This window comes from Acidovorax sp., assembly GCF_046341535.1.
Lineage (GTDB): Bacteria > Pseudomonadota > Gammaproteobacteria > Burkholderiales > Burkholderiaceae_C > Acidovorax.
Genome location: NZ_JBKDRI010000028.1, coordinates 1 through 13,627 on the forward strand (window position 1 = coordinate 1; position 13,627 = coordinate 13,627).

General features: G+C 60.5%; 11 protein-coding genes and 1 pseudogene. 7 read left to right on the top strand and 5 right to left on the bottom strand.

Annotated elements, in window-relative coordinates; genetic code table 11:
* Positions 1-65 precede the first annotated feature (65 nt).
* A protein-coding gene (locus ACK543_RS01565; protein WP_409941128.1) for an IS5 family transposase occupies positions 66-933 on the top strand; the annotation gives its coding sequence in 2 pieces (ribosomal slippage) (positions 66-487 and positions 486-933; 870 coding nt in all).
* A 38-nt stretch (positions 934-971) separates the two neighbouring features.
* On the opposite strand, the gene ACK543_RS01570 is transcribed toward ACK543_RS01565, so the two are convergent.
* On the bottom strand, positions 972-1,727 hold the full coding sequence (locus ACK543_RS01570) for a nucleotidyltransferase family protein (protein WP_409941129.1): 756 nt from the start codon (positions 1,725-1,727) through the stop codon (positions 972-974).
* Positions 1,724-2,113 carry an S-adenosylmethionine decarboxylase family protein gene (locus ACK543_RS01575; RefSeq protein WP_409941130.1) on the bottom strand — a complete coding sequence of 130 codons (390 nt, stop codon included), beginning with the start codon at positions 2,111-2,113 and terminating at the stop codon, positions 1,724-1,726. The genes ACK543_RS01570 and ACK543_RS01575 overlap by 4 nt, the downstream gene beginning before the upstream one ends.
* Before the next feature lie 102 nt (positions 2,114-2,215).
* On the opposite strand from ACK543_RS01575, the gene tkt reads away from it, so the two are divergent.
* Genes tkt through gap form a run of 3 tightly spaced genes read left to right on the top strand, consistent with a single transcriptional unit; the run spans position 2,216 to position 5,852 of the window.
* A complete protein-coding gene (gene tkt / locus ACK543_RS01580) occupies positions 2,216-4,267 on the top strand; it encodes a transketolase (RefSeq protein ID WP_409941131.1) in 2,052 nt (683 codons plus the stop codon).
* Between the two features lie 4 nt (positions 4,268-4,271).
* Positions 4,272-4,835: a GNAT family N-acetyltransferase gene (locus ACK543_RS01585; protein ID WP_409941132.1), complete on the top strand. Its 564-nt coding sequence runs from the start codon at positions 4,272-4,274 to the stop codon at positions 4,833-4,835.
* A gap of 18 nt (positions 4,836-4,853) precedes the next feature.
* The gene (gap, locus tag ACK543_RS01590) at positions 4,854-5,852 is read left to right on the top strand and encodes a type I glyceraldehyde-3-phosphate dehydrogenase (RefSeq protein ID WP_409941133.1); all 999 of its coding nucleotides are present in this window, start codon (positions 4,854-4,856) and stop codon (positions 5,850-5,852) included.
* 150 nt (positions 5,853-6,002) lie between these two features.
* On the opposite strand, the gene ACK543_RS01595 is transcribed toward gap, so the two are convergent.
* Complete coding sequence (locus ACK543_RS01595) at positions 6,003-6,668, bottom strand: response regulator (RefSeq protein ID WP_409941134.1); 666 nt, start codon at positions 6,666-6,668, stop codon at positions 6,003-6,005.
* Positions 6,669-6,931: 263 nt separating this feature from the next.
* Here ACK543_RS01595 and ACK543_RS01600 point away from each other — a divergent pair, with 263 nt between their 5' ends.
* The 3 genes and pseudogenes from ACK543_RS01600 to ACK543_RS01610 all read left to right on the top strand — a co-directional run bounded on the left by ACK543_RS01600 (position 6,932) and on the right by ACK543_RS01610 (position 12,132).
* Positions 6,932-7,636, top strand: a complete 705-nt coding sequence (locus tag ACK543_RS01600; RefSeq protein ID WP_409941135.1) for a biliverdin-producing heme oxygenase — start codon at positions 6,932-6,934, stop codon at positions 7,634-7,636.
* A pseudogene (locus ACK543_RS01605) lies at positions 7,633-8,559 on the top strand (GAF domain-containing protein); the annotation flags it as partial. The gene ACK543_RS01600 and the pseudogene ACK543_RS01605, both read left to right, overlap by 4 nt.
* A gap of 96 nt (positions 8,560-8,655) precedes the next feature.
* Positions 8,656-12,132, top strand: a complete 3,477-nt coding sequence (locus tag ACK543_RS01610; protein WP_409941153.1) for an EAL domain-containing protein — start codon at positions 8,656-8,658, stop codon at positions 12,130-12,132.
* A gap of 526 nt (positions 12,133-12,658) precedes the next feature.
* On the opposite strand, the gene ACK543_RS01615 is transcribed toward ACK543_RS01610, so the two are convergent.
* On the bottom strand, positions 12,659-13,027 hold the full coding sequence (locus ACK543_RS01615) for a pilus assembly protein PilP (RefSeq protein ID WP_409941136.1): 369 nt from the start codon (positions 13,025-13,027) through the stop codon (positions 12,659-12,661).
* A gap of 89 nt (positions 13,028-13,116) precedes the next feature.
* Positions 13,117-13,602, bottom strand: a complete 486-nt coding sequence (locus ACK543_RS01620; RefSeq protein ID WP_409941137.1) for a hypothetical protein — start codon at positions 13,600-13,602, stop codon at positions 13,117-13,119.
* Positions 13,603-13,627: the final 25 nt, after the last annotated feature.

The following is a 13,627-nucleotide window of genomic DNA, read 5'->3' on the forward strand; positions in this document are numbered from 1 at the left end:
AGAGTTTATCCGTAAATAGTAAACTATCTCCCTGAGCCGTAGTTGACGCGGCGTAAGGCAAGACTTTGACGACCAAGAAGCGAGTGGACTCATGGGTAGTGACCGATGATTTTTGGCAGCGGGTGGAGCCGCTGATTCCTATGCGAGAGCGCCCTGCCGGCAAAGAATATTTGCGCAAGCCCGGCGCTGGTCGCCCACCCAAGCCGGCGCGACAAGTGTTCGAGGCTGTGATGTACGTGCTGAGAACAGGTTGCCAATGGAAGGCCTTGCCCAAGGAACGATTTGGCAGTGCCAGCGCAGTCCACAAGCGATTTCTCGAATGGGAAAAAGCAGGTGTATTCCAGGCCATCTGGAAAGCTGGGCTTGCCGAGTACGACCAGATGGAAGGCATCGCATGGCGCTGGCAGAGCATTGACGGAGCGATGTTCAAGGCACCCCTGGCACAAGAAGCGGTCGGCCGAAATCCGACCGATCGGGGGAAAAAAGGGAAGCAAGCGACATCTGCTGGTGGACGGGCGTGGCGTCCCGTTGTCGATCGTCGTGACCGGGGCCAATGAGCATGACGTCACCCAGGTCGATGCGGTACTTCAGTCCATCATGGTCAAGCGCAAGACACCGCCACAGCGACGCAACAAGCACTTGTGTGCCGACGCTGGCTATCGAGGCAAACCGGCCATGAAGGTCATCTTGGACCATGGCTACATTGCGCACGTGGTCGACCGACGCAAGGAGGCTGACATCAAACGGCGCGACCCCAAGAGGAAGGCGCGACGATGGGTGGTCGAGGTGTGTCACAGCTGGTTCAACCGATTTCGCAAGTTGCTCGTGAGGTACGAGAAACTTGAGCGCAGTTTCCTCGCACTTAACCACTTGGCCGCCGCCATCATCGCTTTCAGAAAAGTACCGCTACGCGTAAACATACTTTACGGATAAGTTCTAAGCCACGCGAGTAGGCTGTCTACACCGCCGCGTCAGCGGTTCAGCTCGGCCAGCCGCTCGGGGGTGCCCACATCGGTCCAGCGGCCTGTGTACAGCGATGCCGACACGCGCCCCGCGTCCATCGCGCGTCGCAGCAGCGGGGCCAGAGGGGACTTGACACCAGCAGGGTTTCCCGCCGGGATCTCCCACCAGGGCGGCGCAAACAGCTCGGCGCGCAGCAGCGCGATGGTGCTGTAGGTGTAGCGCGGCGCAGCGCTGTCGGCAGGCAGGTTCAATGCCAGGCCCTGGGGCGAGATGCCGAAGTCGCCATGCGGGTTGTGCGCGGGGTTGGGCACCAGCCACAGGTGCGCCAGATGGCCGCTATCGGCAAAGGCCCGCACCGCTGCGCTGTCAAACACGAAATCGGGTGCAAACACATCGCCCGCCGCCAGCCAGAAGACCGGGCCCAGCTGCGGCAGCGCACGCGCAATGCCACCGGCTGTCTCCAGCGCACCGCCGAAGTCAGCGCCTTCATTCGAGTATGAAATTGATAGCAGCTTACCCTTACCCGCCGTGCGCGGGTGGCCAAAAATACTAGAAAACCGCTCGATGATCTGCTCGCCCAACCACGCGGTGTTGATCACAACGCGCTCAACCCCTGCTGCTTGCAAGGCCTGCAGGTGCCACTGCAGCAACGGCTGGCCCTGTACTTCAAGCAGGGGCTTGGGCGTGGCGTCGGTCAGCGGGCGCATGCGCTCGCCGCGGCCAGCGGCCAACAGCAGCGCGCAGACGGGTTGGCCCGCGCTCATGCCACGGGTTCCGGCACGGCGCCTCGCTGCAGCGCATGGCGCTGCACGGTGGTCGGCTCGAACAGGGCCAGCAAGGACTCCATCAGTGCGCGCGCCTTGTTCGAGTGGTCGGCCCCGAAATTGCACACGTACACATCCAGCGTCACGGCCATCTGTTCAGGCCAGGTATGAACGCACAAATGCGACTCTGCTAGCAAAATAGTAGCAGTAACCCCACCCTGACCGTGCGCAGTGGCTGGAAATGAATGGAAAAGTTGGCCCACGGGTTGCAGTCCGGCAGCCCGCACGGCCTCGGTGCAGGCGTGGCCCAGCGCGGTCGCGTCCAGCAGCCACGTGCAGGCGCAGCGGCAGCCACGCAGATCGGCAGTAAGGTGCAGTCCATGCATGGCCCGCACTGTAGTGCATCGCAGGCGCTCAGGCGCACACACCGGGCCCGGAGCACCCCCGGTAAAATGCGGGGTTTACGCCGAATTCACCCCCCCACCTCCATGGCCAACACCCAGCAATCCCACCATATGGCCAATGCGATCCGCGCATTGGCCATGGACGCCGTTCAACAAGCCAATTCCGGCCACCCCGGCGCCCCCATGGGCATGGCCGACATGGCCGTGGGCCTGTGGGCACGCCACCTCAAGCACAACCCCGTCAACCCCCAGTGGTTTGACCGCGACCGTTTTGTTCTGAGCAATGGCCACGGCTCCATGCTGCTGTATGCGCTGCTGCACCTGACGGGCTACGACCTGCCGATCAGCGAGCTCAAGAACTTCCGCCAGCTGCACAGCAAGACGGCTGGCCACCCCGAAGCGGGCGTGACCCCCGGCGTGGAAACCACCACCGGCCCGCTGGGCCAGGGCATCACCAACGCCGTGGGCTTTGCGCTGGCCGAAAAGCTGCTGGCCGCCGAGTTCAACCGCGAAGGGCATGCGGTGGTCGACCACAACACCTTTGCTTTCCTGGGCGACGGCTGCCTGATGGAAGGCATCAGCCAGGAAGCGATTTCGCTGGCCGGGGCGTGGAGGCTCAACAAGCTGATCGCCCTGTACGACGACAACGGTATCTCGATTGACGGCCAGGTGACACCCTGGTTTGCCGACAACACCGCGCTGCGGTTTGTGTCCGCAGGCTGGAACGTGATTGGCCCCATCGACGGCCACGACGCCGACAAGGTGGCCGCCGCGATCGCCGAAGCCAAGAAGCAGACCGAGCGCCCATCGCTCATCATGTGCAAGACGCATATCGGCAAGGGCAGCCCCAACCGCGCCAACACCGCCAAGGCCCACGGCGAGCCGCTGGGTGCCGAAGAGATCAAGCTCACCCGCGAAGCCCTGGGCTGGACGGCCGAGCCCTTCGTGGTCCCTGAAGACGTTTACGCCAGCTGGGATGCCAAGACCCGCGGCCAGAGCGCCGAAGCAGCCTGGAACGACCGCTTTGCCGCCTACAGCAAGGCCTTCCCCGCGCTGGCCGCCGAGTTCACACGCCGCATGAAGGGCGACCTGCCTGCCCACTTTGCCCAAGTGGCTGTGGACACCGTGGTGGCAGCCCACACCAAGGGCGAAACCGTGGCCAGCCGCAAGGCCAGCCAGCTGGCGCTGGAAGCCTTCACCGCAGCCCTGCCCGAACTGCTGGGCGGCAGCGCCGACCTCACCGGCTCCAACCTCACCAACACCCAGAGCACGCCCAGCCTGCGCTTTGACACGCAGGGCAATGTGGTGCAGACCACGCTCGACAACGGTCAAAAGCTCGGCGGCCGCCACATCAACTACGGCGTGCGCGAATTCGGCATGGCCGCCATCATGAATGGCGTGGCGCTGCACGGCGGCTTCATTCCCTACGGTGGCACCTTCCTCACGTTCAGCGACTACAGCCGCAACGCCATCCGCATGGCTGCGCTGATGAAGCAGCGCGTGATACACGTGTTCACGCACGACTCCATCGGCCTGGGCGAAGACGGCCCCACGCACCAGTCGGTCGAACACGTGGCAAGCCTGCGCCTGATCCCCAACCTGGACGTCTGGCGCCCCGCCGACACCACCGAAACCGCTGTGGCCTGGAGTGTGGCCCTGTCCAACCGCACCAAGCCCACCGTGCTGGCCCTGTCGCGCCAGAACCTGCCCTACGCGCCCAAGCGTGACCTGGGCGACATCAGCCGCGGTGCCTATGTGCTGAGCGAACCGGCCGACGTTGGCATCAAGAAAAAGCCCGTGGCCGTGATCATCGCCACCGGCTCTGAAGTGCAACTGGCCCTGAAGGCCCAGCGCCTGCTGGCCGACCGCAAGATTGCCGTGCGCGTGGTCTCCATGCCCAGCACAACCACCTTCGACCGCGAAGACGCCAACTACAAGGCCAGCGTGCTGCCTGCCGGCGTGCCTCGCGTGGCCGTGGAAATGGGCGTGACCGACGGCTGGTGGAAGTACGGTTGCGCCGCCGTGGTGGGCATCGACACCTACGGTGAATCCGCGCCCGCACCCGTTTTGTTCAAGCACTTCGGCTTCACACCTGAGAACGTGGCAGATACCGTGGAGCAAGTTTTACGCAAGTGAGCCCATGGACAGCACGCCGTCACTGACCACTTCACGCTTGCTTTTGCGCCGCGTACAGCATGCGGATGCACAAGCCATGTTGTCAATACGGGGCGACGCTGTTGCCATGCAATTGATGGGGCGCGATCCACTTCAAGATCTGGAGCAGGCACATCAACTGGTTGCTCAGTTCCAAGAGCAGGAGCGTGCACCTTCTCCAGCGTATCGCTGGGTCTTGGAGCGCATATCCGATCACACTGTTTTGGGTACTTGCGGAGTGTTCGGTTGGTCCAAGCAGTGGAAAAAATGTTCTATTGGATATGAGCTAGGACGTTTTGCATGGGGCCAAGGCTACATGCGCGAGGCTGCTAACGCCATCCTGCATTGGGCATTTGAAAACATGCACATCCACAGGGTCGAAGCCCTCATACATCCAGAAAATCATGCGTCACTCAAGCTGGCGCGGCAGCTAGGCTTTCAATCGGAGGGGCGCTTGCGCGAGACAGCCTATTGGGATAACACTCATCACGATATGTTGCAATTAGGTTTGTTGCGACAGGACCTGGCAGAGACTTCATCCACTTTTTAAACCCACCAAGCAAACACCATGACGATCAAGATTGGTATCAACGGCTTCGGCCGCATCGGCCGCAACGTGCTGCGCTCAGCCATTCAAAACTTCAGCGACATCGAAGTCGTTGCCATCAACGACCTGCTGGAGCCCGACTACCTGGCCTACATGCTGCAGTACGACAGCGTGCATGGCCGTTTTGAAGGCAGTGTGGCGGTCGAGGGCAACACCCTGGTCGTCAACGGCAAAAAAATCCGCCTGACCCAAGAGCGTGACCCCGCCAACCTGAAGTGGAACGAAGTGGGCGCCGACGTGGTGATCGAATCTACCGGCCTGTTCCTGGACAAGGTCACGGCGCAAAAGCACCTTGATGCGGGTGCCAAGAAGGTCATCCTGTCGGCCCCCTCCAAGGACGATACCCCCATGTTCGTGTTCGGCGTGAACCACGGCAGCTACGCCGGCCAGACCATCGTCTCCAACGCCTCGTGCACCACCAACTGCCTGGCACCTGTGGCCAAAGTTCTGCACGACAAGTGGGGCATCAAGCGCGGCCTGATGACCACCGTACACGCAGCCACCGCCACACAAAAAACCGTGGATGGCCCCAGCAACAAGGACTGGCGCGGTGGCCGTGGCATCTTGGAAAACATCATTCCTTCGAGCACCGGCGCTGCCAAGGCGGTGGGCGTGGTGATCCCCTCGCTCAATAAAAAGCTGACCGGCATGGCCTTCCGCGTGCCCACCTCCGATGTGTCGGTGGTGGATCTGACGGTGGAGCTGGAAAAGCCCGCCACCTACGACGAAATCAAGGCCGAGATGAAGGCCCAGTCTGAAGGCGCCTTGAAGGGCGTGCTGGGCTATACCGAAGACAAAGTGGTGGCCACTGACTTCCGCGGTGATACCCGCACCTCGATCTTCGACGCTGACGCCGGCGTCGCACTGGACGGCACCTTCGTCAAGATCGTGAGCTGGTACGACAACGAATGGGGCTATTCGAACAAGTGCCTCGAAATGGTGCGCGTGGTCGCGAAGTAAGCAATCGATTCACTGCGCAGCGCGCCCGCGACTTCCAAGCCAGATCGTCGCGGCGCATGCCTCAGAGCCTGCAGCCTGTGCTGCGGGCTTTTTTTCGCCCCGACGCGCGGGCTGCGCAGCGACGGCAAGCGGCGGCAGGCCTTGAGGGCCTCAGGTGGCGTCCGCGTCAATCAGGCCGTGCCTGACGGCATGCCGAACCAGCTCCGTCACATTGCGAACACCCAGCTTAGCCATCATGCGCGAGCGATAGGTCTCGATGGTCTTGGGCGACAAATGGACCGCTTGCGCAATCGCGGCGCTGCTGTGCCCCCGCACAACCATCTCCAGAATCTGCCGCTCGCGCATCGACAGGGCATCCCAGGGGTCGGTATCTTCTTGTGCGAGAGCGCTATGCGATGCGCGCGGTTCGCGATGCGGATCAAACCCCGCCACCTGCGCACTGAGATAGCGCCCGCCCTTGAGAACCACTTCGATCGCATGACGCAGCTCGATCGAAGTCGCCCCCTTGAGCACATAACCTTGCGCGCCGCTGCGCAGCGACTCGCGCACATGGCGCGGCTGGGCCGACATGGTCAGCACGATGGACCGCGTCGGCAAGGATGAACGCCTTTGCAGTTCGATCAATACCACCAGCCCCGATGTACGGTTCAGCATCAGGTCGAGCAGCAGCACATCGGGTTGCAACTGCACAATCTCCTGCAATGCCTGGGCAGCATCCGCGGCGTGGCCCACCACGCGATAGCCGGCTGCCTGCAGCAGGCAGCACAAGCCCTCACGCAACAGCGAATGATCGTCCAGTAGATAGATCGTACTCATGCCAGATTTCCGCCGCCGCAGCGCAGGCGTACGCATTCTTTGGGCCAGTGCCACTCAGCACTTTGGCACACGCACTGGTTGACTGCAAGCATCCGCAGGCTTGCGCTTCAACGACCTGAACGGCACCAGGCAATGGCCTGTACAGTCGCTGACAGCAGCGGCCAGGAATCAAACTCTCCTGACATACACGGATTCCTAGCACAAATACTATGGGCTTACTAATGGCATGGCACCGTACCCTTTAGGAGTCAGCCCCAACGCCTATGGCAGTTCATCCGTTGCAATCTGCGATTGCCCCTCAGCAGGCTGATGCATCGGTGCATGCGGTGCCGGCTTCGGATTTTCTGCGCGCTTACACGGCGCAGGCACACAGGGCTCTTGAAAAATCCCCGGTTTCGCAATGCTTGATGGCTTCCCAGATCTCAGCACCACAGTACGTCCGCGTGCTCGCCAAGTGGCTTGCCTGCTGGGAGCCTCTGGAAACCGTCTTGCAAAGTACATGGCCTGCTGACATTGATCCAATCTACATCCCACCAGCGCGTTGCGCTCTGCTGCGCCTTGATTTGCAAACCGCCCTACGGGTTGTTGGGGATGATTCGGCGAGCGCAAAGAGCCTTGCCGCAGATGCATTCTGGACGGACCGTATGCAGCGCGCCACGGAGCAACCGGGTGGTTGGTTTGGTATCGCGTATGTGGCCCAGGGGGCACTCAATGGCGGAGCCGTCATCGCGGCGCACCTTCGACGAGCGCTTCCGGCCGAGCTGGCGCAGAGCACTACATTCTTTGCGGGCCACCCCATGGGGGATTCGCCGCCACTGGCCAAACGCTGGCAACAGTGGTGTGAATGGCTGGACGCGCAAGTGACAACGCCTGAACACAAGCTGGTGGCAGCCGAGGCAGCAATGCTCGCATTCCGCAGCATCGCCCATGCCTTCAACGACGAGGGGGCCGCCGTCGCGCATCCATGAACTCATCCCTACCCGCATCGAGCACTAGCGATACCTGCGGCCCCCGCCTCGTCAGTCCGCGGGAGCTCGCCCACTGCGCTCAGGAGGCCATCCACATACCCGAGGCCATCCAGGGCTACGGAGCGCTGCTGGTATGTGAAACCTCCTCTGGTCGCGTTGTCCGGCACTCTGAGGGACTGGAGCAATGGTTGACCGTACCGGCGTCGGGCGCGATCGGGCAATCAGCGACTGATCTGCTGGGTCAACCTGCCAGCGCATGGGACGACTGGTGCGAGCAAACCCTCAACCAGGCAGGCACCATGGTGGGCCAAGTGGCGGGGCGCACGCCTCACCCGAAGCTTGAGCTCATGGTTCACCATGTCCCAGCGTCGAAGCCCCCGCTGGTTGTGCTGGAAATGATCCCTGACTGGGCCCCAACCGGTGCAGAGCAGGAAGACGTGGCACTGCTAGGAAAGCTCACCCGCTCAACCCGTGCATTGCGGGACACCACGTCGGTGGACTCGTTCGTTCAGTCGAGCGTGAAGGCGCTACAGGGATTCCTGAAATACGACCGCGTCATGCTGTATCGGTTTGAATCCGACTGGAGCGGCGAGGTCCTGGCCGAAGCCACGGCCCCGGGCGTTGATCAGCGCTTTATGGGTCAGCGATTCCCCGCGTCCGACATCCCGGCGCAGGCGCGCGAGCTCTACACCCGCAACCTGCTGAGGGTGATCGCTGATATCGACGCCGTGCCAGTCGCGCTTGCTCCCCCGCTCGACGGGTTGGCTGCGCCGCTGGATCAAAGTCATTGCCTGCTGCGCCAGCCCTCGTCGATGCATGTGGCTTACCTGCGCAACATGTCCGTGCGCGCCACCCTCACTATCTCACTGCTGCACGAGGGAAAGCTGTGGGGCATGCTCGCTTGCCACCACCATGAACCCCGCGTTCCCCCGCAACACCAGCGCCACTCCGTGTTGGTCGCTTGCGAGCTGATTGCCAACACGCTGATTTCCAAGCTAGACAGCCTGCTGCAAGTGGAAATGCTGGAGCGCATGCACAAGGCCGATACGACAATGACTGCGCTGGAGCACATGCTGGGCCAGTTACCGCAAGCGGACCAACGTTGGCGGGAGTTTGAAACAACAGCGGCCATGCTGACCGGTGCAGACCATATTTTTGGCAAATTGCATGGGCAGCGCTGGGGAATTCCCGGTCTGTCGGATGCCTCCTTGCTTGAGCTTGAAAACCGGCTGGCCGCATGCCCCCCAGGCACGCCAGTGAGCACAGACTCCATCGTCGACTGGGGCTGGGAGCCTGCACAGACAACCCCGCAACTGGTCGGTCTGCTGGCTGTGTCGCCCACCGGCGCACCCGATACCTATTTGGTTGTGATGCGCAAAGAATGGTGTCAGACGATTCAGTGGGGAGGACGTCCTAACGACTTCACAAAGCTGCAACGTGAGGATGGGACCATGGTGCTGGGCGCCCGCAGGTCGTTTGACGTGTGGGTGCAGCAAATCCGGAATCGGAGCCAAGGATGGGGGCCCCATGAGACTCACGCCTGCGTTCAGCTGGCGCGCATCGCCGCGCAGATGCATGCCCAGTCGCTCTTGCTGGAAACCAGGGAACGCAACCGATTTCTGGGGGCCAGCCTGGACTTGCTGCATGACATGGTGGTCGTCACAGAGGCGCAAGTCCAGCCTGGCAGCGCAATCCGCCGTATCTTGTATGTCAATCCTGCCATCTGCAGTCACTCTGGATATTCCAGAGAAGAACTGCTGGGCCAGTCTCCGTCGATCTTTCAGGGGCCGCGAACCGACCCGCAGCAGATTCGCAAAATGTCGGAGGCGCTCAAGCGGTGGGAACCCGTTAACGAAACCCTCATCAATTACCGCAAGGATGGCACGCCCTACTGGACAGAAATGAAGATCGTGCCCATCTCGGACGAGACGGGTTGGTGTACGCACTGGATCAGCATTCAGCGGGACATCACCGCCACGATGCAGTTGCAGCAAAGCCTGCAGAGCAAAAACGAGCGGCTTGAAAGCGTGATGCAGGCCACGGGCACAGGCACCTGGACGCTGGACTTTATCGGCGGCATCAGCGTGCTGGACCAGCGTGCGGCGTCGCTGCTGGGTTATGACGCGCAGACGATGGAGGGCCTGAGCGAGAAAAACATGGAGGACATGACGCACCCAGAGGATGTGTCTTCGATGCGCCGATCCCGACAGCCCTACAACGAAAAGCAGCAGGTGCAGGACGCCGTTTTTCGGATGCGTCACCGGGACGGGCAATGGGTGTGGATCCGCTCGCGCGGCCAGATTGTGCATTGGACCCCCGAGGGTCAGCCCGCACTCATGATAGGCACCTATACCGACGTGAGCGAACGCGTCGCCTTGCGTGCCCAGCTGGAACAACAACACCTGTTCTTGTCTGACCTCACAGAGCAATTGCCAGGCGTGGTGTATCAGTTCCGCCGAAGCCCAAAAGGGCGTTATTCATTCCTGTTTGCAAGTCGCCAACTCACCCATCTTTTTGGGGTGACGCCCGAGGAAGTCATCGGCGATGTGCGCGCACTGTTTTCGCAAGTCCGGCTATCGAACCCCGGAGAATTTCGGGAAAGCATTGAACACAGCGCCCATACGCGACAGCCATGGCGCCAACGCTTTAGCTTGCAGTTCAAGAATCAGACGGACGCGTCATCTATTTTCGAGGGCCACGCGCAGCCCAGATTGGAAGCCGACGGTAGCGTGGTGTGGCATGGGTTTATCACCGATGTCACCGATCGGGTAAAGACGGAAAGGGCGGGCCAGCAGGCCAGGCTGGACCTGGAAGCAACCCTGGCGGCCATGCCCGATTCGTTGCTGGCGCTGGACGTAGATCTCACGATCGTCATGGCACGCTCGCCGTCGTCGTTTGTACTGGGCCAGCCCCTGAAGTCACTGGTCGGCAAGGGCGTCCTTGAATTGCTGGACGAACCCTCGGGCATTATTTTCCACGATGCGGTACGCCAGACCAACTTGCACGGGCATGTGCAAAACATTGAGTTTCCCCTGCAACTGCCAGGAGGATTGCTGCGGCACTTCGAGTGTTCCATCGCCGCAAAGACCGCGCCGGGCGGCCCCCCCGGCGATTCAGCCGTCGGCGAAAGGGTGAGCAATGGCTATGTGGTCACCCTTCGGGATATCACCCAGCGCAAGAGCGCAGAAGAGCAAGTCGAACGCTTGGCGTACTACGACGCCCTGACCGGTCTGCTCAACCGTCGGGCGCTCTTTGATCGCCTGGAACGCATCAGCGCCCAGTGCGCCGAACGCAATACCCACTACGCTGTTTTGTTTATCGACCTGGATAACTTCAAGGACCTCAACGACACCCAGGGTCATCATGTCGGTGACGAGTTGCTGCGCGAAGTTGCGCGGCGCATGAGCCTGGAGATTCGATACGGCGATATCGTGGCGCGCCTTGGAGGGGACGAGTTCGTGATCGTGATTGCGGACCTCACGCCAGGACTCGTGGCGCAAACCGTGGCCACGAGCGTGGCAGACAGCATCCGTGCCTGTATGGACGCGCGATTCCAGTTGGCAGAGCTCTCCTACCGCATCACCTGCAGCATTGGTATCACCTACGGCACAGGCACTCAGGAGAAGGTCTCCGAAGTGATGCGCCGAGCAGACATTGCGATGTATCAGGCCAAAACCGCCGGCCGCAATCTTTATCGCTTTTTTGATCAAGAGATTCAGACCAACGTCACGCGGCGTTCTGCGTTGGAGCAAGACCTTCGCAGAGCATTGGATCTGAACGAATTGCTGCTGCATTACCAGCCGATCGTGAACCGGCGCCGCAAGGTCGTTGGATACGAAGCGCTCATTCGCTGGAACCACCGCCTGCATGGCCTGATTCCCCCGTCCGAGTTCATTCCGCTCGCCGAGAACAACGGTTTGATCATTCCCATTGGACGATGGGTGCTACAACAGGCATGCAAGCAATTGAATGCCTGGAAGACAGACCCGCAGCGCAATGCGCTGTTCATCTCGGTCAATGTGAGCGCACGGCAGGTCCATCGCGATGAATTTGTCTCGGATTTTTGCGAAGTCGTCGAAGCCGAAGGGGCCGACCCGCACCGAGCCAAGCTGGAGCTGACTGAAAGTTTGCTGCACAGCAACCTGGACGAAACCATTGAAAAGATGCGTGCTTTGGGCACGCGAGGTTTCCAGTTTGCACTTGACGACTTTGGCACGGGTTACTCGTCCATGTCCTACATCAAACGGCTGCCGCTGCATCAGCTCAAGATTGATCGCAGTTTCGTCTCGAATCTGCCGAACGACAAAGACGAAGCCGCGATCGCCACCATGATCCACCAGCTCGCACATACGCTGGGCATGTCGGTCGTTGCAGAGGGAGTCGAAACCGAGGCGCAGCGTGAATACCTGCTCAGTTTGGGCTGTCAGTACTTCCAAGGCTACCTTTTCGGGCGCCCGTCGCCACTCGCGGAGGTCCCGCTGAAGTCGCAGCGTTAAGTCGCTTGTGCAAGAGTCAACCACCGGCCAGTGATACCGGGCCCGTTGCAACGGTCCACATTCAGTCGACAGACTCCACCACAGCCGTAGTCTTGACGATATCGCGCGCCTTCAGGACAAGGACCATCCTTCAACGAGGCTCCTGGCCCGCCGTTCCCTGACCCGGCCGCCCCCAAGACATCCCGGCTGACGCACGCAACATGTGCCGGAGTTGCAAATGAAAACGCCCAACTGAGAACAGTTGGGCGCTGAATTTTGGTGGAGCAGTCTATCGCTTGGGCGAACTATTCTCAGCAAGCACTGCGGGCTTCTGCGGGGTTTTGGGATAACATGCCTCGCCCACAGCATTGGCATCGTCGAAATGACAGCACCTTTGGCACCCTCACCACCCAAGCGGCCCATCGGGTTTGTCCACCCGCAGGGCAAGGGCAGCTCAAGCAAGGCGGCTAAGGGCAAGCGCTGAAGGATTCACCTATCAGCGCACCCAGCGACGGCAAGGCAAGACCTGGTACCAACTCACGCAGGGTCATTCTGAACTCAGACCAGGACAAGCTTTGAGATATTCCGCCTCAGTCAACAAAGGAACCCATCTGCTTCGCGGCTGCCAATCCCCGTCTGATACTTCAATCAGCTCTTGAATTAAGAATCTGCTACGTTCTATACGCAAAACCTTGCCGTAGCGCTTACCCAAAAAATCTCGAACAAGAACTCGATTCTCGTGCCCATCAGGCGCACAAGCCATGAAGTACTTTTCGCCTGAAGGCCTTTGACCAAAATAGCCCAGAACGTACTTTTCCAATGGCAACTTTTCGGTCTCCTGCAAACGGCGCGATGCAAAAGAATCGAACGACAACAAGGTCAACGCAATCAACAACCTGACCAGTGGAGAACGCATCTTTTCATCCTTTAGACGTAGCCCCAAACCGTGTGCCCCTCAGCGCAACCGGTTGGGGCAAGGTAACGCTTGACACCAATGAGCGCGACTCATCGCTTAGTAAAAACGCGGGCCCTTGGACCCCATTGATAACACTGGCATAAACGCACGTGACGTCTGTAGGACGGAATCGCATAGTCGAGTGCCGAAAAAAACACCGCTAGCCCGACAAGTAAGGCCCAGCGTGCCATGCCACGCCGTACCAGGTCAGAATCGCCCCCCCAAACCAGTTGCAGACTCAAAACGAACCCCATCAGTACCCAGAAAACAAAAACGCCCCCGAAGAATTGCAGACGACCGATAGGTCTAGGCAGCGCCTCAGTCCGCAGATTCGAATTCACGAATAGCAGGTGAGGAAACTGCGTTGCGATCGGGATCAATATGTAATAAGCAATGGAGCAGATTCCTGATGCGGCTTTTTCCCATCCCATGAGCTCGCCAAACGTGCTTTCCGCCACGGTACCGAAAGCAACCGTCAACAGCAGAGCGTGAAACAGCCACGCTTTGGCAAAGTTGGGCAGAAGTTCACGCGTCATGTTTGAAGTTCACTTTTCCTCACGA

Coding starts and splice junctions, on each gene's coding strand:
- ACK543_RS01620 (WP_409941137.1), bottom strand. CDS start 13,602: ATGACGCGTGAACTTCTGCCCAACTTTGCCAAAGCGTGGCTGTTTCAC.
- ACK543_RS01610 (WP_409941153.1), top strand. CDS start 8,656: ATGCTGGAGCGCATGCACAAGGCCGATACGACAATGACTGCGCTGGAG.
- ACK543_RS01575 (WP_409941130.1), bottom strand. CDS start 2,113: ATGCATGGACTGCACCTTACTGCCGATCTGCGTGGCTGCCGCTGCGCC.
- ACK543_RS01595 (WP_409941134.1), bottom strand. CDS start 6,668: ATGAGTACGATCTATCTACTGGACGATCATTCGCTGTTGCGTGAGGGC.
- ACK543_RS01570 (WP_409941129.1), bottom strand. CDS start 1,727: ATGAGCGCGGGCCAACCCGTCTGCGCGCTGCTGTTGGCCGCTGGCCGC.
- tkt (WP_409941131.1), top strand. CDS start 2,216: ATGGCCAACACCCAGCAATCCCACCATATGGCCAATGCGATCCGCGCA.
- ACK543_RS01585 (WP_409941132.1), top strand. CDS start 4,272: ATGGACAGCACGCCGTCACTGACCACTTCACGCTTGCTTTTGCGCCGC.
- ACK543_RS01615 (WP_409941136.1), bottom strand. CDS start 13,027: ATGCGTTCTCCACTGGTCAGGTTGTTGATTGCGTTGACCTTGTTGTCG.
- gap (WP_409941133.1), top strand. CDS start 4,854: ATGACGATCAAGATTGGTATCAACGGCTTCGGCCGCATCGGCCGCAAC.
- ACK543_RS01600 (WP_409941135.1), top strand. CDS start 6,932: ATGGCAGTTCATCCGTTGCAATCTGCGATTGCCCCTCAGCAGGCTGAT.